At 68.0% G+C, this 18,934-nt stretch carries 20 protein-coding genes, 1 tRNA gene and 2 pseudogenes; 13 read left to right on the top strand and 10 right to left on the bottom strand.

The window, feature by feature from the left end; genetic code table 11:
- The first annotated feature begins 335 nt into the window (after positions 1-335).
- The 7 genes from G4G29_RS08245 to G4G29_RS08275 all read left to right on the top strand — a co-directional run bounded on the left by G4G29_RS08245 (position 336) and on the right by G4G29_RS08275 (position 7,785).
- Positions 336-803 (top strand): 6-phosphogluconolactonase, encoded by a 468-nt coding sequence (locus tag G4G29_RS08245; protein ID WP_183152450.1) that lies wholly within the window; start codon positions 336-338, stop codon positions 801-803.
- The gene (locus tag G4G29_RS08250) at positions 800-1,735 is read left to right on the top strand and encodes a BadF/BadG/BcrA/BcrD ATPase family protein (protein ID WP_183152451.1); all 936 of its coding nucleotides are present in this window, start codon (positions 800-802) and stop codon (positions 1,733-1,735) included. The genes G4G29_RS08245 and G4G29_RS08250 overlap by 4 nt, the downstream gene beginning before the upstream one ends.
- Positions 1,732-3,081, top strand: coding sequence for an alpha-galactosidase (locus tag G4G29_RS08255; RefSeq protein ID WP_183152452.1), 1,350 nt, complete (start codon positions 1,732-1,734; stop codon positions 3,079-3,081). The genes G4G29_RS08250 and G4G29_RS08255 overlap by 4 nt, the downstream gene beginning before the upstream one ends.
- Positions 3,082-3,116: 35 nt before the next feature.
- Positions 3,117-5,480: a glycoside hydrolase family 3 C-terminal domain-containing protein gene (locus G4G29_RS08260; protein ID WP_183152453.1), complete on the top strand. Its 2,364-nt coding sequence runs from the start codon at positions 3,117-3,119 to the stop codon at positions 5,478-5,480.
- 146 nt (positions 5,481-5,626) lie between these two features.
- Entirely contained in the window at positions 5,627-6,289 is a 663-nt protein-coding gene (locus tag G4G29_RS08265; RefSeq protein WP_183152454.1) for a hypothetical protein, read from the top strand.
- 1 nt (position 6,290) lies between these two features.
- The gene (locus G4G29_RS08270; RefSeq protein ID WP_183152455.1) at positions 6,291-6,524 is read left to right on the top strand and encodes a hypothetical protein; all 234 of its coding nucleotides are present in this window, start codon (positions 6,291-6,293) and stop codon (positions 6,522-6,524) included.
- A gap of 157 nt (positions 6,525-6,681) precedes the next feature.
- Complete coding sequence (locus G4G29_RS08275; protein WP_183152456.1) at positions 6,682-7,785, top strand: magnesium and cobalt transport protein CorA; 1,104 nt, start codon at positions 6,682-6,684, stop codon at positions 7,783-7,785.
- A 140-nt stretch (positions 7,786-7,925) separates the two neighbouring features.
- On the opposite strand, the gene G4G29_RS08280 is transcribed toward G4G29_RS08275, so the two are convergent.
- Entirely contained in the window at positions 7,926-8,228 is a 303-nt protein-coding gene (locus G4G29_RS08280) for a hypothetical protein (RefSeq protein WP_183152457.1), read from the bottom strand.
- A gap of 299 nt (positions 8,229-8,527) precedes the next feature.
- Between G4G29_RS08280 and G4G29_RS08285 the strand changes: the two genes are divergently transcribed.
- Both G4G29_RS08285 and G4G29_RS08290 read left to right on the top strand, forming a co-directional pair.
- Positions 8,528-8,866 carry a carboxymuconolactone decarboxylase family protein gene (locus tag G4G29_RS08285; protein ID WP_183152458.1) on the top strand — a complete coding sequence of 113 codons (339 nt, stop codon included), beginning with the start codon at positions 8,528-8,530 and terminating at the stop codon, positions 8,864-8,866.
- Positions 8,863-9,591, top strand: coding sequence for an SDR family oxidoreductase (locus G4G29_RS08290; RefSeq protein WP_183152459.1), 729 nt, complete (start codon positions 8,863-8,865; stop codon positions 9,589-9,591). The genes G4G29_RS08285 and G4G29_RS08290 overlap by 4 nt, the downstream gene beginning before the upstream one ends.
- A gap of 63 nt (positions 9,592-9,654) precedes the next feature.
- Here G4G29_RS08290 and G4G29_RS20605 read toward each other — a convergent pair whose 3' ends face one another.
- Positions 9,655-10,734 carry an MFS transporter gene (locus G4G29_RS20605; RefSeq protein WP_244632530.1) on the bottom strand — a complete coding sequence of 360 codons (1,080 nt, stop codon included), beginning with the start codon at positions 10,732-10,734 and terminating at the stop codon, positions 9,655-9,657.
- Positions 10,713-11,060 (bottom strand): annotated as a pseudogene (locus G4G29_RS21770) (MFS transporter); the annotation flags it as partial. The gene G4G29_RS20605 and the pseudogene G4G29_RS21770, both read right to left, overlap by 22 nt.
- Positions 11,061-11,153: 93 nt before the next feature.
- Between G4G29_RS21770 and G4G29_RS08300 the strand changes: the two are divergent.
- Both G4G29_RS08300 and G4G29_RS08305 read left to right on the top strand, forming a co-directional pair.
- Positions 11,154-12,038, top strand: a complete 885-nt coding sequence (locus tag G4G29_RS08300) for an aldo/keto reductase (RefSeq protein ID WP_183152460.1) — start codon at positions 11,154-11,156, stop codon at positions 12,036-12,038.
- Between the two features lie 122 nt (positions 12,039-12,160).
- Positions 12,161-13,021, top strand: a complete 861-nt coding sequence (locus G4G29_RS08305) for a helix-turn-helix transcriptional regulator (protein WP_183152461.1) — start codon at positions 12,161-12,163, stop codon at positions 13,019-13,021.
- Between the two features lie 112 nt (positions 13,022-13,133).
- On the opposite strand, the gene G4G29_RS08310 is transcribed toward G4G29_RS08305, so the two are convergent.
- Positions 13,134-13,206 (bottom strand) — tRNA-Arg (locus G4G29_RS08310).
- A 16-nt stretch (positions 13,207-13,222) separates the two neighbouring features.
- On the bottom strand, positions 13,223-14,038 hold the full coding sequence (locus G4G29_RS08315; RefSeq protein WP_244632531.1) for an SGNH/GDSL hydrolase family protein: 816 nt from the start codon (positions 14,036-14,038) through the stop codon (positions 13,223-13,225).
- A gap of 92 nt (positions 14,039-14,130) precedes the next feature.
- On the opposite strand from G4G29_RS08315, the gene argS reads away from it, so the two are divergent.
- Together argS and G4G29_RS08325 are read left to right on the top strand one after the other, a co-directional pair.
- Positions 14,131-15,795, top strand: a complete 1,665-nt coding sequence (gene argS / locus G4G29_RS08320; RefSeq protein ID WP_183152463.1) for an arginine--tRNA ligase — start codon at positions 14,131-14,133, stop codon at positions 15,793-15,795.
- Between the two features lie 40 nt (positions 15,796-15,835).
- Entirely contained in the window at positions 15,836-16,579 is a 744-nt protein-coding gene (locus tag G4G29_RS08325; protein WP_244632532.1) for an LmeA family phospholipid-binding protein, read from the top strand.
- Between the two features lie 120 nt (positions 16,580-16,699).
- Here G4G29_RS08325 and G4G29_RS21775 read toward each other — a convergent pair whose 3' ends face one another.
- The 5 genes and pseudogenes from G4G29_RS21775 to G4G29_RS08340 all read right to left on the bottom strand — a co-directional run bounded on the left by G4G29_RS21775 (position 16,700) and on the right by G4G29_RS08340 (position 18,911).
- Entirely contained in the window at positions 16,700-16,990 is a 291-nt protein-coding gene (locus tag G4G29_RS21775) for a hypothetical protein (protein WP_244632674.1), read from the bottom strand.
- A gap of 146 nt (positions 16,991-17,136) precedes the next feature.
- Positions 17,137-17,448 (bottom strand): annotated as a pseudogene (locus tag G4G29_RS21780) (alpha/beta fold hydrolase); the annotation flags it as partial.
- A 2-nt stretch (positions 17,449-17,450) separates the two neighbouring features.
- Positions 17,451-17,741 carry a hypothetical protein gene (locus tag G4G29_RS21785; RefSeq protein WP_244632533.1) on the bottom strand — a complete coding sequence of 97 codons (291 nt, stop codon included), beginning with the start codon at positions 17,739-17,741 and terminating at the stop codon, positions 17,451-17,453.
- A complete protein-coding gene (locus tag G4G29_RS21790; protein WP_244632534.1) occupies positions 17,738-18,031 on the bottom strand; it encodes a helix-turn-helix domain-containing protein in 294 nt (97 codons plus the stop codon). The genes G4G29_RS21785 and G4G29_RS21790 overlap by 4 nt, the downstream gene beginning before the upstream one ends.
- The gene (locus tag G4G29_RS08340) at positions 18,006-18,911 is read right to left on the bottom strand and encodes an alpha/beta hydrolase (protein ID WP_183152464.1); all 906 of its coding nucleotides are present in this window, start codon (positions 18,909-18,911) and stop codon (positions 18,006-18,008) included. Before G4G29_RS08340 ends, G4G29_RS21790 begins: the two co-directional genes overlap by 26 nt.
- Between the last annotated feature and the right edge of the window lie 23 nt (positions 18,912-18,934).

Here is an 18,934-nt window from a genome sequence, read left to right on the forward strand (position 1 = left end):
CGAAAGCAAGGAATCGTGCAACTCACCCCTCATGTCCTCGAGACCGCCGATCAGGTCGGCGAGACGGTCGCGAACCTGGTCATCGACCGGATGGCGCTCCGCAGTGATGGTCCGTTCCTGCTCGGGTGCCCGAGCGGGCGCACGGCCGTCCCGGTCTATGCCGCGCTCGCTCGGCGTGCGGCCGACGGCGCCGACCTCTCGGCCCTGGTCATCGTGATGATGGACGACTACGTCCAGCGAGGAGAGGACGGCGGCTTCTCGGTCGTGGATCCGGATGCGTCGTACTCCTGCCTGGGCTTCGCTCGTCGTGACATCCTCGCCCGCTCGCGCGCGCCGTGGAGAAGGCAGGCACGACGGCGCCGACGGAGATCTGGACGGCCGACCCCGCGCATCCGGAAGAGTACGACCGCCGGATCGCCGACGCCGGCGGTATCGACGTCTTCCTGCTCGCCTCGGGAGACAGCGACGGTCACGTCGCCTTCAACCAGCCGGGAACACCGCGCGATGCCAGAACCCATCTGGTCGACCTCGGGGAGGCGACGCGTCGCGACAATATGGGCACGTTCCCGGAGTTCACCCGGTTGGACATGGTGCCGCGCAAGGGGGTGACCGTCGGCGTCGACACGATAGCGAGCCTGTCGGCAGAGGTCGTGATGATCCTGACGGGAGTCAACAAGCGCGAAGCCTACGCGCGCATCACCGCCGCCGATGCCTACGACCCCGACTGGCCGGCGACCATCATCACCGAGTGCCGAGAGCCCGTCCTCTTCGCCGACCGCGGCGCGGCCGTCGTCCACGCATGAACGCCGCCGTCGGCGTCGACATCGGCGGCACCAAGACCCGACTCGCCCTCCTGCGGTGCGACTCGGACGACGTCGTGCGTGACGAAGTGGTCGCCTCGTCGTCGTGGCGCGGATCGTTGGGCGACCCGGCAGCCGATGCCAGGGGACTGAGCGATCTGCTCGTGGGCGTGCTCGGAGAGGGCGTGCGCGCGGTGCCTCTGGCGGTCGGCGCACACGGGTGCGACAGCACCGCGCAGTGCCGCACCCTCGAGCGGGAACTCGGCCGGCTGTGGCGCGGCCCCGTGCGGGTCGTGAACGATTCCGAACTCATGGCGCCCGCGATGGACGCAGGGCGCGCCATCGGCCTGGTCGTCGGTACGGGATCGATCGCGACGGCCCGCACCGACCAAGGTGAGCTGATCACCGCCGGGGGCTGGGGATGGCTCATCGGCGACGAGGGCAGTGCGCCCGGCGTGGTGCGCGACGCGGTCAGGGCCGTGCTCGCCGAACGAGACAGGGGAGCCGCCGCCGATCCGCTCGGGGCAGCGCTGCTCGCCGCGTTCGACGCCGTCGACGGACCTGAACTCGCCCTCGCCCTGACCGACACCGCTTCGGCGGAATCCTGGGGTGCGCACGCGCCCGTCGTGTTCGCCGCGGCCGACGAAGGGTCGGCTCTCGCGACGGCGGTGATCGACGCCGCCGGGGAAGCACTCGCCGTTCTGGTCGGTCGGCTCCTGGATCGCGGCGTCGCCGCCTCGACCGTCGTGGCCGGAGGCTCGGTCATCGAGAAGCAGCCGCGGATGCGAGCCGCCGTGCACGACGACCTCTCCCGCACGAGACCCGGCATCACTCTCCTGGTCCTCGACCGTCCACCCGTGTGGGGAGCATTGGCGCTCGCACGCACCCTCGCCCTCGAATCCACCCCCATCCGAATCGGAGAACCTCACTCATGAAAGTCACATTGATCGGCGCAGGAAGCCGCGAATTCGCCGGGAAGATGGTCAGAGACCTCCTCCTGAGCGCACCGATCGCCGAGAAGGGTCTCGACATCGTCCTGATGGACATCGCGCCCGCGCCCCTCGCCGAGATGGAGGCCTACACCCGGCATCTGATCGAGCGCCTCGGGCACGCAGCGACCGTGGCGTCCACGACGGATCTCGACGAGTCGGTGACGGGGACCGACTTCGTGATCACCGCGATCGAGGTGAACCGGTACCACTACTGGTCGCAGGACTTCACCGTCCCGCGCGCACATGGCTTCCGTCAGGTCTACGGGGAGAACGGCGGCCCCGGAGGTCTGTTCCATGCGCTTCGCCAGTTCGGTCCGCTGCTGGAGATCGCGCGGGCGATCGAGCGGAACGCCCCGGACGCTCTCTTCCTCAACTTCTCGAATCCCGAACACAAGGTGTGCGAGGCGATCAGCCGCCTGACGTCGGTCAAGGTGGTCGGACTGTGCCACGGGTACTTCTACGGCGTCCGCCAGATCTCGGCGCTGCTCGACATGCCGAGCGAGGACCTGGAACTCCCGGCCGCGGGGATCAACCACTTCACCTGGTTCCAGGCGATGCGCGACCGTCGGACGGGAGAGGACCTCTATCCGAAGCTCCGCGAGCGTGAGAGCACAGCGAACTGGGTGTCCGACTGGCACGAGATCGGACTGTCCCGGATCCTGTTCCGTCGGTTCGGGCTGTGGCCGTCGCCCAGCGCCAACCACATCGGCGAGTACATCTCCTGGGCCGAGGACTACGTGCCGGCGCAGTTGCAGTACTTCCATGACCCCGCCGAGGGTTCGCCGTGGCGGCCGGGAGCGCCGACGCCGGAGTGGTACTACGAGATCCGTTTCGCCGACACCGACCGTCCGTTCCATGCGCCGCGCCCCGACGCCTCCCTCGAAGGGTCGCTCGAGGACAGTCCGGTCGTGTCGTCCGAAGAGCTCGCGATCCCGATCATCGAGTGGGTGGCGTGCGGTGTGGAGCGCGCACTGCCCGCCGTGAACATCCCGAACCGCGGCGCGATCCCCGGGTTGCCGGACGAGATGGTGGTCGAGGTGCCGGCACGTGTCGTCGACGGCGAACTGGTCGCGGTGCAGATGGACGAGCTCCCCGAGGGCATCTTGGCGATGATCCGGCTGCAGGGCTCGATCCACAAGCTGCTCGTCGAGGCGTATGCGGAGGAGTCGAAGGCGAAGCTGCTCCAGGCGATCCTGCTCGATCCGGTCGTCGACTCCCACAACCGGGCCGTCGCCATGCTCGACGAGTTCCTCGAGCTGCAGGCCGACGTCCTGCCCCCGCTGCGCTGATGTCGTCTGCTGAGCGTCCAGACGACGGGCCGTCGATGACCCCGCCCCTGTATGACGTGGAGGCTGTGGTCTCCGCGCTCACCCTCGAGGAGAAGGCGTCGCTCCTGTCGGGCCTCGACGACTGGTTCACCCAGCCGCTCGACCGCCAGGGGCTGCCCGCGCGGGTCCCCTCGATCGAAGTCGGAGACGGTCCGCACGGGTTGCGCAAGGAGACCGGCGTCGACATGGTGTGGGTGCCGGCGACCGGCTTCCCGACGGCGTCGGCGATGGGGGCATCGTGGGACCGCGCGCTGGTCGCCCGGGTCGCCGCGGCCATCGGCGAGGAGGCGAGGGCCGAAGGCGTGCAGGTCGTGCTCGGTCCCGGGGTCAACATGAAGCGCTCTCCGCTGTGCGGTCGCAACTTCGAGTACTTCTCGGAGGATCCGCTGCACAGCGGCGAACTCGGCGCCGCCTATGTGAACGGGCTGCAGTCGACAGGCGTCGGCGCGTCGCTCAAGCACTTCGCTGCGAACAATCAGGAGATCGAGCGCACGCGCATCTCGGTGGTCGCCGACGACCGCACGCTGCGCGAGACCTATCTGTCGGCTTTCGAGCGCGTGGTGCGTCAGGCCGATCCGTGGACGGTCATGTGCTCCTACAACCGCATCGGCGGCGTGCACGCTTCGCAGAACCGCTGGTTGCTCACCGAGGTGCTGCGTGAGGACTGGGGATACGACGGAGCGGTGGTGTCCGACTGGAACGCCGTGCACGATCGTGTCGCCGCGCTCGTCGCAGGGCTCGATCTGGAAATGCCGGGCACTCAGGGGCGGACCGACGCCGAGATCGTCACCGCCGTGCGCGCGGGCGTGCTCGACGAAGCGGTCGTCGACGACGCTGCACGGCGCGTGCTGGAGCTCGTGGCGCGCGCGTACCCGAGGGATGCCTCCGCGACCGGTGCGGTCATGGACCTGGGGCACGCGCCGGGCGCGCGTCTGAGTGCGGCGCAACTCGGACTGCTGCGTGCCGACGAGCACCATGCGCTCGCGCGCGAGGCTGCTGCCGGATGCGTCACCCTGCTGCGCAACGAGGTCCGGTCGGGCAGCGGCCGGCCGGTGCTTCCGCTCGACGAGACCGCGGAGGGACGCATCGCCGTGATCGGCGCGTTCGCCCACCACGCGCGCATCCAGGGAGGCGGGTCGTCCGGCGTCGATCCCACGCGCGTCGACGTCCCCCTGGAGCAGCTGCGGGCGATCGCCGGCGCACGCATCGACTTCGCGGAGGGCTATGCGTACCTCACGAAGAACGCCTATCAGGATGACAATCTCGGCATCCTCGCCGTGCACGGCATCACGGTGGAGGAGCAGCGACCGCGCGTGGCGCGCAGGTCGGCCGCCCTCGCCAAGGAGCTCCAGCTCGCCGAGGCCGTGCGACATCAGGCGAAGGGGCCGCTGTCCGACCGGGCGCTGGCGCTGATCGATGAGGCCGTCGCGACGGCCGAGACCGCGGGCACGATCGTGGTGTTCGCCGGTCTGCCGCTGTCGTTCGAACAGGAGGCCAACGATCGCGATTCGCTCGCCCTCCCCGCGGAGCAGGACGAACTGATCTCACGCCTCGCCGATCTCCGTGATCGCACGGGTGCGGCTCTGATCGTGGTGCTCGCGAACGGCTCGCCCGTCACGATGGCGCCGTGGCACGACAGGGTGGACGGCATCGTGGAGACCTGGCTCGGTGGTCAGGGCACGGGCGCGGCTGTCGCCGATGTGCTGTTCGGGCGGCTGTCGCCCTCGGGGAAGACCGCCGAGACGTTCCCGCTGGCGGTGGAGGACACTCCCGGTTTCCCGAACTGGATCGGCGAGCGCGGCACGGTGCTGTACGGCGAAGGCGTCTACATCGGCTACCGGTGGTACGACGCGCTGCGGAGGCCTGTGCTGTATCCCTTCGGATACGGGCTGTCGTACACGTCGTTCGCGTACTCGGCACTGGAGGTCGATGTGATCGACGCCGAAGCCGCTCGGGTGCGGGTGACCTGCGAGATCACGAACACGGGTGACGTCGCGGGCGCGGAGGTCGTGCAGCTCTACGTGGGAGACCCCGACGCCGAGGTCTCGCGTCCGGTGCGTGAACTGCGCGGTTTCGAGAAGGTGTTCCTCGACGCGGGGGAGAGCGTCCGGGTCGAGTTCCCGCTCGGCAACCGCGACTTCGCCTACTGGGACTCCGCGGCGCGACGCGACGACGGTCGATTCGGTGTCTGGCGTCGTGAAGGCGGGGAGTTCCGCATCGATGTGGGCTCCTCCTCCCAGGACATCCTGCTCTCGGAGTCGATCGTCCTCCCGGACGACCCCACCATCCCGCCCCTCGTGCACGACGCCGACCTCCTCGACTCCGAAGAGTCCCGATTCGTGGGAGGTCACGCCGGCTGAACCGACGGTGATGACGTGGTGCCGAGCCGCTTCACCTTTCCGCGTAACGATTCGGCTCCACCGTGTCGGCGGTTCCCGCGGCTCTGGGAGACTGAGCGCGCTGCCGTCTACGGAGACGACTGCCAAGGGGAGAGCGACCAGTGTTCATGACTACTTCTGCGCGCCGGTTCCCGGCGATACTCGCACTCGCGGCCGCCGCAACGATCGCGACGGGATGTACGGCATCAGCGCCGGAGGTTGTCGAAGAGACGGCGCCGGTCGTGACGCTCGGTCCCACACCGACTCCGACGCGTACTCCGAGCATCATCGAGTGGGTCGAATTCCCCGCATACGATGACGAGCCCTCGGTGAGCGAACGCGGGAACGTCGTCAAACAACCCGGCGAGGTGGCGGGTCTCGCCGACGCGAACGGCGAAGACCTGTTGCGATTCATGGTGCAGGCCATCTCGATCGAGCCGGAGTGCGAGGGCGGCGACGCCGCGCCCGTTCCGGAGAACGGGTATTTCGTCCGTGTCGACCTCCAAGGCGAGGCTCTGCCCGGGCTCACGCAGGCGTACCAGGAGGGCGGCGTGCCTCCCGTGTTGTCGTTCAGCGACTGGAGTGCGATCGACTCCAGCGGGGTGAATGTGAATACCGATCCGGTCACCGAGTCCGGCATCGCCTGTCTGACCCGCCCCGAGATGATCTACTACACGGATATCAACCCGGGGGAGCGTGGCGTCGGAAGCGTCGTCCTCGATGTCCCGACGGAGCATGGGACGCTGATCCTGCGTCTCGGGGGACAAGACGGCTGGGAGTACACGTACTGACATGGTCGAGCGGGGTGCACGACGGCGATACCGGCGGGAGTGGCGGAGGCTGGCGCTCGCCGCGCCGCTCTTCGCGTTCATCGTCGGTCTCCTGCTGCAGACGCTGACCTCAGGTATCGCGTACTCGGTCCTGCAATGGACGGTCATCGGAATGATCGTGGCAGGGTCGGCGGTGCTGCTCGTCTGGCAGGCGCTGAAGGTCCGTTCGCGCCGGAGGAGGCTCCGCGACAGGTGAAGGGCGAGCACCGACGAGAAAAGCCGCCTGAAACCAGGCGCCATCGACGACCTCGCCCGGGTGGTCGCGCCGGCGCTCCAAGACGTGCTCGCACCGCGGTTCTCCTGAACCTCGTCGCCATCTGCGGGATACTCCGAACAGAGTGAGAGGACAGGACATGACACAGTCGACGAGCGACGGCACGAACCGTCCCCGTGGCGGAGTGTTCCGTCGCCGCACGCCCAACGCGGCGACACCCACCGAGGGAACGAGTCGACGGACCCGCTACGTCGATGATGGCCACCTCCTCCGCGCGCCGCGCGACACCACCGTGGACGGCGCTCAGGCATTCACCGACGAGGACGATCGGCGTACAGCGCTGCTGCTGTATCCGAAGCCGACGCTGGAGGACGTCGCCGAACTCGCGAGCAGCTGGCACCTCCATCCTCTACTCGTGGAGGATCTCCTCCATGCCGGGCAGCGCCCGAAGCTCGAACGCTACGACGACACGCTGTTCCTCGTCGTGAGGTCCGCGTGGTACGTCGACGCGAGAGAGGACGTCGACTTCGCCGAGTTCCACATCCTCGTGCGCCCGCAGGCCGTGGCCGTGTTCTGTCAGGACGGGAGGTGGATAGACGGCCTCGACGCCGATGACGCCTCCGGGGCGACCGACCGCGGCGACCACACCCTCCTCGACGACGAGCAACTGCTCCACCACGGCCCCGAAGCCATCGTGTACCGCCTGCTCGACGCCATCGTCGACGGCTATATGCCCGTGCTCCGTGGTCTCGCCATCGACCGGGAGCAGATCGAACGTCAGGTGTTCAGCGGCGACGCCAGTGTCACCGAACGTATCTATCGTCTGAGTCAGGAGGTCATCGACCTCCAACAGGCGACCTCGGGTCTCGCCGAGGTGCTCGCCGCGCTGCGGAAGGGGTTCCGCCGCTATGACATCCCCGAGCCGCTGCAGTCGTACCTCCAGGATGTCGCCGACCACCTCAGCCGCGCCGAGACACAGGTCAGCGACCTCCGCGAATCTCTCTCGCAGATCCTCACGGTCAACGGCACCCTCGTCGCCCAGCGCCAGAACGAGGACATGAAGAAGATCTCCGGCTGGGCCGCGATCCTCTTCGCCCCCACACTCATCGGCGCGATCTACGGCATGAACTTCGACAACATGCCCGAACTCCACTGGGCCTTCGGCTATCCGCTCGCCGTCGGTGGGATGGTCGCGTTCGCGCTCGTCCTGTACGTCATCTTCAAGCGACAGAAGTGGATGTGAAGCGTTCACCTTCAGACAACTGCTCTCGGGCGTTCGTGAGTCTCCGCGGCAGAGGGGCGAATAGGTGGGAGTGTCACGCTGAGTGTGCACCTGGGGCCTTCCTTTCGCATCCGAGCGTCTGAGCGAGTGCCGTGCGAGAATCAGCGGAGCGCGTCCTCGCGGATGTCTGCGAGCGCGTTCATGAATCCTTCTGAGCATCCGCTGGATCCGGCGAGTCGGTCGACCGCGACGTCGTCGAGCGGCTTCCCGACGACCTCTGCGGGGAGGGCATCAGCGAAGCGCTGTTGATAGCCCAGGGAGACCTCGTCCTCTGCGGGTGTGGTGATGTCGACGTCGGTAACGATGCCGTTCTCGATGGTGAGAGTCACGTCGTGATGGGACGGCAGAGAGCCGTACCAGCCGCGTGCGGTGTATTCGCCATCGCGGTACGTGTCAGGGGTCATGTCGTCCTCCTCGACAGTCGGCACCGCGGATGGGGCGGCTGAGCTGTGGGGCCGCGAGTCAGCCGGGGTCGCGCACGCAGCGAGCGACACCGCCGATGCCACGATTCCTGCGGCAGCAGCGACCCCACGCCCGGCGGTCGCGGATCGTTGTGGGGAAGCGTTGGTGCGGGACATTCTTCGACGCTATGCCGTTACCTCGCTGCGTGGGGTGCCCTGTTGTTACCTGGATAGCTGGCCACTGGTGCGTCACTGTGAAGTCGAGGGAGCCTGTCGGTGACCTCTAAGGAAAGGACGTTGCAATGACAGAACTGACACCCGCTCAGAGCGCGGTGGGGGATGTCGCGCCTCAGCTCGCCTCCCTCACCGATGATGTGCTGTTCGGACAGGTGTGGTCTAGGCACGAGGCGTTGAGCCGTCGTGACCGCAGCCTGGTGACGGTGGCGAGTCTGGTCACCTCGAGCAGTTTCGAGCAGTTGGAGAGCCACCTGCGATTGGCCAAGGAGAACGGTGTGCGGGAAGACGAGGTGGTCGAGGTGATTACCCATCTGGCCTTCTACGCCGGGTGGCCGAAGGCGATGTCCGCCATCAAGGTCGCGAAGCGCGTCTTCGCCGAGAAGGAAGAAGAGATCCACCCATGAGCACAACTGACACCGCCCGTGTCGCCCTGGTGACGGGAGCATCCTCCGGAATCGGAGAGGCCACGGCGCGCGCGTTCCACGCCGCGGGCTTCAAAGTCGCACTGCTTGCCCGCAGAACTGAACGCATCGAGACCATCGCTGCAGAGCTGGGTGAAGGCGCGGTCGCGGTTGCCGCCGACGTCACAGACCGCGACGCCCTCGTCGCAGCAGCAACCCGTGTGAAGCAAAGCCTGGGACGCGTCGACATCCTCGTCAACAACGCTGGCATCATGCTCCTCGGCCCATTCTCGTCTGAACAGCGGGAGGACTACCGGCGCATGGTCGACGTGAACCTCCTCGGCGCCATCACCGCGACCGAGGTGTTCCTCGACCAGCTCGTCGACGGTGGCGGCGACATCGTGAACATCTCCTCGGTTGCCGGGCGTACGGCCCGGGCTGGCAACGGCGTGTATGCCGCGACGAAGTGGGCCATCAACGGATGGTCGGAGTCTCTCCGCCAGGAGCTTCTTCCTGACGTACGCGTGACGCTCATCGAGCCGGGCGTCGTGGCGACCGAGCTTCCGACCCACATCACGCACGAGGCGACGAACACGGCCGTCAACGAGATGTACGCGCAGGCGACGGTGACGGCGGAGGACGTCGCTGAGATCATCACGTTCACCGTGCAGCGCCCCAAGCACCTCGCTATCAACGAGATCCTGCTCCGGCCCGCCTCGCAGGTCTGACCAGTGACAGAACGGGCGGGCATCCATCCCGGATGCCCGCCCGTTCCGTGCGTGAGCCACAGTTCAGCGGGCCCGCCGAGAACCGGGGATGACGAGCGCGACCGCGGATAGCAGTGCGAGGCCGAGGAGCGCGGCACCGGTCGCGATGCCTGCGGGCGCCTCCGCGGCGACATCTTCGACGGGCGTCATCGTGGAGGCGACGGCGACCATGATGCTCACCCCTAGGGCGCCACCCAGCTGGTGAGCGACGTTCGCGGCGCCGGAGGCTGCCCCTGCGTCACGGGCTTCGATGCCGGCGACTCCTGCGGCCGTCAGCGGCGCGAACCCCAGTCCCTGACCGGCTCCCAGCAGGAGCATCGGCAGAGCCACCGCCGTCCAATAGGAGCTATCCGGGCCGATGAAGCTCAGCCACAGCATGCCGGCGAGCGTGACGGCCAGACCTACAGTGACGAGCGCGGTGTTCCCGAATCGTCTGGTGAGGCGAGGTACGAGCAAGGACAGGACGAACTGGACGACCGTCATGGGCAGGAACGCGATGCCTGCCTGCAGCGGGCTGAAGCCGAGGACGGTCTGCATGTATTGGCTGATGAAGAAGAAATAGCCGAAGATCGCACCGGCGAACGCCATTCGCGAGATGAAGGCTCCGCCCCGCACACCGCTGGTGAGGATCCGCATCGGCAGGATCGGCTGCGGCGCCCGCAGCTCGACGAGCACGAAGAGGACCAGGAGCGCGACCCCAACGGCGAGGAAGGTCAAGGCGGTGGCATCGTCCCAACCTGCGTCGGCAGTGCGGGTAACGCCGAACACGAGAGCAGCCATCCCGACCGTGGACAACAGCGCTCCGAGGACGTCGAAACGTCCGCTCAGGCGGGAGGTCTCCCGGATGTACACGATGGTGGCGATGGCGAGGGCGATACCGATGGGAACGTTGATGAGGAACCCGACCCTCCACGAGGTGAGGTCCGAGAGTACACCTCCGACGACGAGTCCGAGGCTCGCACCGATCCCCGCTGTCGACCCGTACGCGGCGATGGCCCTTGTGCGTTCGGGGCCCGCAGGGAATGCGCGGTGAGCAGGGCGAGCGAGGTCGGGGCGAGGATCGCGGAACCGACACCCTGGAGCGCGCGGGACGCAATCATCCACTCCGAGGTCGGGGCGACGCCGATGAGGAGCGATGCGACGGCGAAAATCGCCAGGCCGATGAGGAACGTTCGACGGCGGCCGACGATGTCACCGGCACGGGCGGCAAGGAGGAGCAGGCCACCGAAGACCAGAGCGTACGCGTTCTGCACCCACGAGAGTCCGCTGGTCGTGAATGACAGGTCCTCGCGGATGCGGGTCAGCCCCGTGAAGATGATGGAGTTGTCCAGCACAATCATGAAATAGCTCACCAGCACGATGGCGAGCACGGCTCCAGGGCGAGCCATTCGTGCGACGGTCGAGGTCGAGGGAGATGCCATGTCACCCATCAGAGCTCTCTACCGGTCGCGGTGGGAGTGACTACTTATCCGTGTAACGACAGTCACTCCCAGGGGGTGGTGGATCGTCGTAACGTCGATGCCATGACGAACACTCACCTCACCCTGAACAACGGCGTCGAGATGCCCGCACTGGGCTTCGGCGTCTTCCAGACTCCTCCTGACGAGACGGTCGAGGCTGTCGCTTCCGCACTCTCCACGGGCTACCGTCTCATCGACACTGCCGCCGCTTACGCCAACGAGCGCGGCGTCGGCGACGCAATCCAGGCGTCTGACCTCTCTCGCGACGATGTGTTTATCGAGTCGAAGGTCTGGATTAGCGACTACGGCTACGACGAGACGCTGCACGCGTTCGAAAAGAGCGCTCGCAAGCTCCAGGTCGACGTCATCGACCTCTTCATCCTCCACCAGGCTCTCCCCGGCGAGTTCGACAAGACCATCGCCGCTTACAAGGCGCTGGAGACCCTTCTCGCGGACGGCAAGGTCCGCGCCATCGGCGTGAGCAACTTCATGGTCGACCACCTCACCACACTGCTCGACCAGACCGAGATCGTGCCGGCCGTGAACCAGATCGAGGTGCACCCGTACTTCCAGCAGCGCGACCTGCAGGCGTTCGGGAAGGAGCACGGCATCTTGACACAGGCCTGGTCGCCCATCGGAGGCATCACGTCCTACCGCGGAGACGACTCGAAGAGCACCTTCAACGACCCGGTCATCATCGCCATCGCCGATGCACACGGCAAGTCGGCCGCACAGGTCATGCTCCGCTGGCACATCCAGAACGGCGTCCAGGCCATCCCCAAGTCCGTGAAGCCCGCTCGTATCGCGGAGAACTTCGACGTGTTCGACTTCGAACTCACCGACGACGAGATCGCTCGCATCGACGCTCTCGACACCGGCGTCCGCGGCGGCCCCGAGCCTGAGGCCATCACCCTCGAGGCGTTCGGCCGGGACATTCCGGAGAACTGACATGACCGCAACCGCCACGGTTCTCGTCGTGGGAGCTCGCCGAGAACTCGCCTTCGTGTGGGAAGACCTGAGCGGCCTCGGACATCTATCCCCACACGACCAGGAGGCATAGCGTGGCAGGCATGACGCTACGATCCGAGGTGAGCGAGTTCCTCGCCACGCGACGAGCACGTCTCACCCCGGAGCAAGCCGGCATCATCGGCGGAGGCCGGCGACGTGTCACCGGCCTGCGCCGCGAAGAGGTGGCCATGCTCGCCGGGATGAGCGTCGACTACTACGCGAGGATGGAACGCGGAAACCTGTCGGGCGTCTCACCGGAAGTGCTCGAGGCGCTCGGCCGGGCGCTCCACCTCGACGACGCCGAGCTCGCACACCTCCATGACCTCGCACGGAACGCCGCACCGAGCGGGGCGGCACGCAAACGCCCTCGGCCCGCAACCCCCGTGATCCGGCCCTCGCTCCAGCGTCTCCTCGACAGCATCAATGCGCCCGCCTACATCTCGAACGCACGCAAAGACTTCCTCGCCGAGAACGCCATCGGCCACGCCGTCTTCTCGCCGATCCTGGACGATGCCTCCAGCCAGCGCAACAACGCCCGCTTCACGTTCTTCAACCCCGCGGCGCAGAACTTCTACAGCGATTGGGAAGCCGGGGCGAACAGCATCATCGCGTCGCTGCGCATCGAAGCAGGACGCAATCCGCACGACAAGGAACTCACCGACCTCATCGGAGAACTCGTCACCCGCAGTGATGTCTTCCGCACTCGCTGGGCTGCGCACGACGTGCGCTTCCACCGCACCGGAAGCAAACGGATCCATCACCCCGACGTCGGCGACCTCGAGTTCGATTACGAAGCACTCGAGCTGCCCGCAGACGCGGGGCTCGTGATGTTCACAATGACCCCGACCGCAGACACGCCGACGGAAGAGCGTCTCCGCTTGCTGGGCAGCCTTTCAGCCATGCAGAGCACCCCTGCCGAGTAGTCCTGTCACGACCGGGCTTCGACGAGAAAAGCCGCCTGAACCAGGCGGCCTTTCTCGTGGTGAAGGGTCTGACTGACGTGTTCACGAACCGTCAGCGTAGAAAAACCCGATGTGCCCCCGACAGGAGTCGAACCTGCGACCTACGGTACCGGAAACCGGCGCTCTATCCACTGAGCTACGGAGGCGTACCGGTCGACAATATCACTCGTCGGGGGTGGTCTCCGACCCGCCTGCCTCGGTGACGGGTGCGACGCGCATCTCGTCGAGGGCTGCGGCGAGGCGCTCGGCCAGATACCGGTGGCCCTCGGTCGAAGGGTGCTTGCGTCCGACCTCGACGTCGATCACGGAGAGATAGTTCTCTTCGGTGATCCAGTCCTGGGCGATGGGGGAGATGTACCACCAGCCCCGTGCGCCGGCGAGTTCGCCGAGGTCGGTGTCGATGCGCGCCGTCGTCGCGCCCACCGGCAACTCGTGCGGGGCCGGACCGAGAACGACGATCGCGGCGTCGGGGTAGATCGCGGCGAGGGCGTCCCAGGCGGCGGTGACGGCTTCCCGGTAGCCCGCGGCGCCCTGCGCGCGGTCGTTGATGGAGCCCTGGATGATCACGAGGTCCGGGGAGAGCGAGGGGTCGAGGGCGGCGATGCGCTGTCCGAAGGTCGGTCCGTCGATTCCCGGCTTGAGGTACCCGCTCCCGCGCACGCCGTTCACGATCGTCTCGCCGCCGATCAGGTCAGCCAAGACGTAGGCATAGCCGAGGGTCGGCTCGGACGCAGCGGAGCCGTACGTCCAGGAGTCGCCGAACACCAGCACGGTGGGGTGCTCCGGAAGGGTGAGCGCCGCGGGAGCGATCGCTTCCGCAGCCGCGGTCACGCCGTCTGCGGCAGCCCCGACGGGTGCCGCGGAGGGGAGCGGAGTCCACGGCCGCCACATGCCGAGAACGCCCGCCGTGACGGCGACGAGCAGGGCGATGGCGACCCCTGCGGTGCGCAGTCGACGGTCGGGGGCGGAGGCCTTCATGGCTTGAGAGTAGATCACGGCGCGTCGATCGCGAATTCCGCGCGCCTCATGCCGTCGGATCCGGCTGTCCAGCCCCGTAAACTGGGGAGGCTATGAACCCCGAAACCCTCGCCGCCGCCGTCCTCGCCGTCCTCGCACCGATCGCCGAGGAACGACGTCCTGGCGTGCCCCTCGGCCTCGCCGCATCCGACGTCGTGCTGGAGCGCCCGCGCAACCGCGAGCACGGCGACTGGTCGTCGAACATCGCGATGCGCCTGGCGAAGCCGCTCGGCACGAACCCGCGAGAACTGGCGCAGCAGATCGCCGACGGCCTCTCGCAGGTCGACGGCATCGCCACGGCTGAGGTCGCAGGTCCCGGGTTCCTCAACATCCGTCTGGATGCCGCGGCCGCAGGCGCGCTGGCGAAGGTCATCGTCGATGCGGGCGAGGCGTACGGGACCAACGACTCCCAGGCCGGTCAGAGCATCAACATCGAATTCGTGAGCGCGAACCCGACCGGACCCCTGCACATCGGGCACACCCGGTGGGCGGCGCTCGGCGACGCGATCGCCCGCGTGCTCACCGCCTCCGGAGCGACGGTCGCGAGGGAGTACTACATCAACGACGCCGGCGTGCAGATGGAGCGCTTCGCGAACTCCGTCCTCGCCGCGGCCAAGGGCGAGCCCACGCCGGAGGGCGGCTACGCCGGCAGCTACATCGGCGACCTGGCCGCACGCGTGCTCGGCGCGCGCCCCGACCTGCTCGATCTGCCCGCCGAGGAGCAGGTCGTCGTCACGCGCGAGCTCGCCTACGGGTACCAGCTCGAGGAGCAGAGGCAGTCGCTGTCGAAGTTCAACGTCGACTTCGACGTCTGGTTCTCCGAGCGCACCCTGCATGCGAAGAACGCGCAGGGGGTGAGCCTCGTCGACCAGGCCGTCGACCGCCTTCGCGAGCAGGGCCACGTGTTCGACGACGAGGGCGCCGTCTGGGTGCGCACCACCGACTTCGGCGACGACAAGGACCGCGTGATCCGCCGGTCCAACGGCGAGTACACGTACTTCGCCGCGGATGCCGCGTACTACCTCAACAAGGGCGACCGTGGATTCGAGCACAAGCTGTATCTGCTCGGCGCAGACCACCACGGCTATGTGCACCGTCTCAAGGCGATCGCCGGCGCTGCGGGTGAAGACCCGGAGAAGAACGTCGAGGTCCTGATCGGTCAGCTCGTGTCGATCGGCGGCGCGCGCCTGAGCAAGCGCGCGGGGAACATCATCGAGATGGACGACCTGCGGGAATGGCTGGGCACCGATGCGCTGCGGTACTCGCTGGAGCGTTCCCCCGCCGACTCGCCGCTGGCCCTCGATCCCGAGCTGCTGCAGAAGCGCACGAACGACAACCCGGTCTTCTACGTGCAGTACGCGCATGCCCGCACGCACAACGTGGCGCGCAACGCCGCCGACTCCGGCGTCGATCGCACCGAGTTCGTCCCCGAGACGCTCACGCACGAGACCGAAGGCGCCCTGCTCGGTGCGCTGCAGGAGTTCCCGCGCATCGTGGCCTTCGCCGCGGAGGTGCGCGAGCCTCACCGCGTCGCCCGCTACCTCGAGGAGCTCGCGGGCCTCTACCACCGCTGGTACGACAACTGCCGCGTGATCCCTCAGGGCGATGACCCGATCGAGAGCGTGCACCGCACGCGTCTCTGGCTCAACGACGCGACCGGTCAGGTGCTGCGCAACGGGCTCGACCTGCTCGGTGTGAGCGCGCCGGAGCGCATGTAGTGCACGACGCCGTCTCCGGGCGTGCGGCAGGATGGCAGGCATGAGCGACGACAACCACACCCTGCCGTATCCGGACGCCTCGGCCGAGCATCCGACGCTCGTGATCCCCGGCTCCACGTCCGCTGCGGCCACGGACGCTGCGCCCCGGACGCGCCGTCGCTGGCCATGGGTGGTGCTGATCGTGGTCGTCGTGCTGGCACTGCTCGTCGTCGCGGCGGAGTTCATCGCGCGCGCCGTCCTGCCGGGCATCGTGCGGTCGATCGTGGTCGAGCAGCTCGACCTCCCCGCCGACCAGCAGTTGGATGTCGAGACCGAAGGCCTTCTGCTTCCGCAGCTCATCGGGGGCAGCCTGGACACGCTCCACCTCTCGACGGATTCCGTGACGCTGGAGGGGATCACCGGTGCGGCCGACGTCACGGCGACGGGCGTGCCGTTGCGCGGCGGCGATCTGGGCGGCGCGTCCGGCACGATCCGCATCGATCAGGAGGAGTTCACCTCGCTGCTCTCCGGCACCGATCTGCCGATCGAGTCGGTGGAGTTCGCCGCGCCGAACGCGACGGTCGGCGGGTCCATCGACGTGTTCGGATCGGCCGTTCCGCTGTCGCTGACCCTCACTCCCGGTGCTGTCGACGGTGACCTCGAGCTCACCCGGTCGCGGCCAGCATCGGCGGGCTCGACATCGACCTCGACCAGCTCGGCTCGAATCTCGGTTCGCTCGGCGCGCGGCTCACCGAACCGCAGCGGGTGTGCATCGCCGATCAGCTTCCCGCAGGGCTCACCTTGACCGGACTCGAGATCGTCGAGGGGCCGCCGTGATCGACATCGACGTCGACGGCGCGATCGTCACAGACGCCTCCCTTCAGGAGAAGGGCGTCTGCCCGAGCTGACGCCGTGCGAATCCCGGTCAGCGGGGGTCCGGGTGCGCGTCGAGGGCCGGCCCGAGATGAGCGGCGAGCCAGGAGGGACGTTGCAGCGGAATCCCGTGGCCGCACCCGTCGACGACCTCGAGCGCGCTGTGCGGCAGGTCTCGGTGCAGCGCTGCCGCTGAGCGCTTCATGAGGCCCTTCTCCTCGGCTCCGACGAGGATGGACGCCGCACCGGGAAAAGCCCGCCATCGCGGGGGAGGGGTGAACCGGAGATTCTCTTCGACCGTGCGCAGAAGCGTCTCCCGCGAGATGCCGGCCGAGGTCTGCACGTACTCCGCGACGAGCTCGTCGGGAACGAACAGCTGTCGCGCCTGCAGCCTCGCGAACCATTCCCGCCTCGCGAGGCCCGCCGTCGCCCCGAGGAGAGCGAGAGGGGTCGAGTCGCCCGCATCGGCACGGCCTGCGCGCTCACGATGACGGCATGGTCGACCAGCCGCGGATGCGCGGAGGCGAGATGCACGGCCAACTGGGCTCCAAGCGAGAAGCCGACGACCATGGCGGGTCGCGCTTCGTCTTCGAGGAGTCCGGCGAGCGCGGCGGTGGTCTGCGCATGCGACACGTACGGCTCGTCTGCGCTGCGTCCGTGACCCGGGAGGTCCGGGATGAGGATGCGGTGCTCGTCGCCGAGGTGCGCGCGAAGGGGCTCCCACATCCACCCCGCGACACCTCCGCCATGGAGGAGGAGCACACGTCGGCCGTCGGTCGGCCCGTAGCGGGCGATGTGCATCGTCAGCTCCTCTCGAAGGTCTCGGCCATGCGCCCGATCGTGTCGATGGCGCGTTCGAGGTGTGCGGGATCCACGGGCCCGAGCAGGCGCGCGGCCGACAGCAGTCCGATCGAGGCACTGGACAACGCAAGGGCGAGGGCATCGACATCCACGTCGGCCACGATCTCCCCGCGGTTCTGCAGATCATGGAGCCACGCGACGACTCGTCGCTGCCGATCCCGGTAGCGGCCGTCCTCGACCGCGGCGACATGGTCGCCGAGCACTCCGCGATCGTCGAGGAACGCCGCGGTCATGAGGGCATCTTCGCTGAGCGCCCGTGCAGACGCTCGATACGCGGAACTGAGGCGGGGTGGTCGCCCAGCTCGTCGCGCACCCGGGCGTTCATGCGCGCGGTGCCGCGCTGCAGGAGGGCGTCGAGGATGCCGCGTTTGCCGTCGAACTCGAGGTACACGGCGCCCTTGCCGATGCCCGCGTGCTCGGCGACGGCGGCGATGCTCATGCGGTCGAAGCCGTGTGCGAGCACCAGCTCCTCTGCCGCATCCAGGATGCGGTCTCGCCTATTCGGTACGCGGGGTCGGGGCATGATCGCCACTCCTCAGATGATCGAGCATCGCCGGGATGACGAGGTCGGGCCGGTCCCGCTGCACCCAGTGCCCGGCGCCGGGGACCTCGAGGATCGTGCCGGAGGGCAGCAGCTCGGCTGCGGTCTCGACGCGTGCGATCGGGACGCCGGTGTCACGGTCGCCGTGCACGAGCAGCACCGGTGTCTCGATCGACGACAGCCTGTCGGTGTAGACGGTGCGCAGACGGTTCCAGAGCACCTGATCGCGCTGCCATTCGCCGAAGACCTCCAGACCAGTGCCCGAGGCTGCTTCCGTGATCACGGCCTGCACGAGCGCGGGTGTCCGTGCCTGCGGGTTCCTGACGAGGTCTCGAAGCGCGCGCTCCATCGCGGCATCGTCGCGTGCGTACGAGCGTGTCAGCGCACCCAGCAGCCCCGACCGGAGCAGCAGGAACGACGACAGGTGGGTCGCCGGACCCAGGAAACCGTCCGCGAGGCGCGGCATCAGGCCGTAGCAGCCGAGGAGGATCGCAGCCCGCGCCCGCCCGGGCTGGTCGAGCAGGTGGCCGACGGTCATCCCACCTCCGAGCGAGAGTCCGGCGATCGCGTAGTCGGTGAGGTCCAGAGCGTCCACGAGCTCCGCGACGTGCCGGACGAGCTTCTCCTGGGTCAGCGCCCAGTGCGCGCGGGGACTCTGCCCGAAGCCGGGGTGGTCGGGCGCCACCGCGCGGTGTCCCGCGGCAGCGAGTGCAGGGCCGACCTCGCCCCACGAGAGCTCTGCGCTGTCGGCGCCGCCTCCGTGCAGCAGCAGCACCGGGACGCCGGTCTGTTCGGCCGGGAGCCACTCCAGGACGGACACGGTGGCATGCGGGAGGTCGATGCGCGAGCGCCGGGGTTCCATGACGGACATCCTCTCGTTGTGAC

It is taken from the genome of Microbacterium sp. Se63.02b, assembly GCF_014171575.1.
Classification (GTDB): domain Bacteria; phylum Actinomycetota; class Actinomycetes; order Actinomycetales; family Microbacteriaceae; genus Microbacterium.

Excerpts from the sequence above, each read along its gene's own strand:
- G4G29_RS08250 (WP_183152451.1), top strand. The coding sequence starts at position 800 with ATGAACGCCGCCGTCGGCGTCGACATCGGCGGCACCAAGACCCGACTC.
- G4G29_RS08255 (WP_183152452.1), top strand. The coding sequence starts at position 1,732 with ATGAAAGTCACATTGATCGGCGCAGGAAGCCGCGAATTCGCCGGGAAG.
- G4G29_RS08260 (WP_183152453.1), top strand. The coding sequence starts at position 3,117 with ATGACCCCGCCCCTGTATGACGTGGAGGCTGTGGTCTCCGCGCTCACC.
- G4G29_RS08265 (WP_183152454.1), top strand. The coding sequence starts at position 5,627 with ATGACTACTTCTGCGCGCCGGTTCCCGGCGATACTCGCACTCGCGGCC.
- G4G29_RS08270 (WP_183152455.1), top strand. The coding sequence starts at position 6,291 with ATGGTCGAGCGGGGTGCACGACGGCGATACCGGCGGGAGTGGCGGAGG.
- G4G29_RS08275 (WP_183152456.1), top strand. The coding sequence starts at position 6,682 with ATGACACAGTCGACGAGCGACGGCACGAACCGTCCCCGTGGCGGAGTG.
- G4G29_RS08280 (WP_183152457.1), bottom strand. The coding sequence starts at position 8,228 with ATGACCCCTGACACGTACCGCGATGGCGAATACACCGCACGCGGCTGG.
- G4G29_RS08285 (WP_183152458.1), top strand. The coding sequence starts at position 8,528 with ATGACAGAACTGACACCCGCTCAGAGCGCGGTGGGGGATGTCGCGCCT.
- G4G29_RS08290 (WP_183152459.1), top strand. The coding sequence starts at position 8,863 with ATGAGCACAACTGACACCGCCCGTGTCGCCCTGGTGACGGGAGCATCC.
- G4G29_RS08300 (WP_183152460.1), top strand. The coding sequence starts at position 11,154 with ATGACGAACACTCACCTCACCCTGAACAACGGCGTCGAGATGCCCGCA.
- G4G29_RS08305 (WP_183152461.1), top strand. The coding sequence starts at position 12,161 with ATGACGCTACGATCCGAGGTGAGCGAGTTCCTCGCCACGCGACGAGCA.
- G4G29_RS08315 (WP_244632531.1), bottom strand. The coding sequence starts at position 14,038 with ATGAAGGCCTCCGCCCCCGACCGTCGACTGCGCACCGCAGGGGTCGCC.
- argS (WP_183152463.1), top strand. The coding sequence starts at position 14,131 with ATGAACCCCGAAACCCTCGCCGCCGCCGTCCTCGCCGTCCTCGCACCG.
- G4G29_RS08325 (WP_244632532.1), top strand. The coding sequence starts at position 15,836 with ATGAGCGACGACAACCACACCCTGCCGTATCCGGACGCCTCGGCCGAG.
- G4G29_RS21785 (WP_244632533.1), bottom strand. The coding sequence starts at position 17,741 with ATGACCGCGGCGTTCCTCGACGATCGCGGAGTGCTCGGCGACCATGTC.
- G4G29_RS21790 (WP_244632534.1), bottom strand. The coding sequence starts at position 18,031 with ATGCCCCGACCCCGCGTACCGAATAGGCGAGACCGCATCCTGGATGCG.
- G4G29_RS08340 (WP_183152464.1), bottom strand. The coding sequence starts at position 18,911 with ATGGAACCCCGGCGCTCGCGCATCGACCTCCCGCATGCCACCGTGTCC.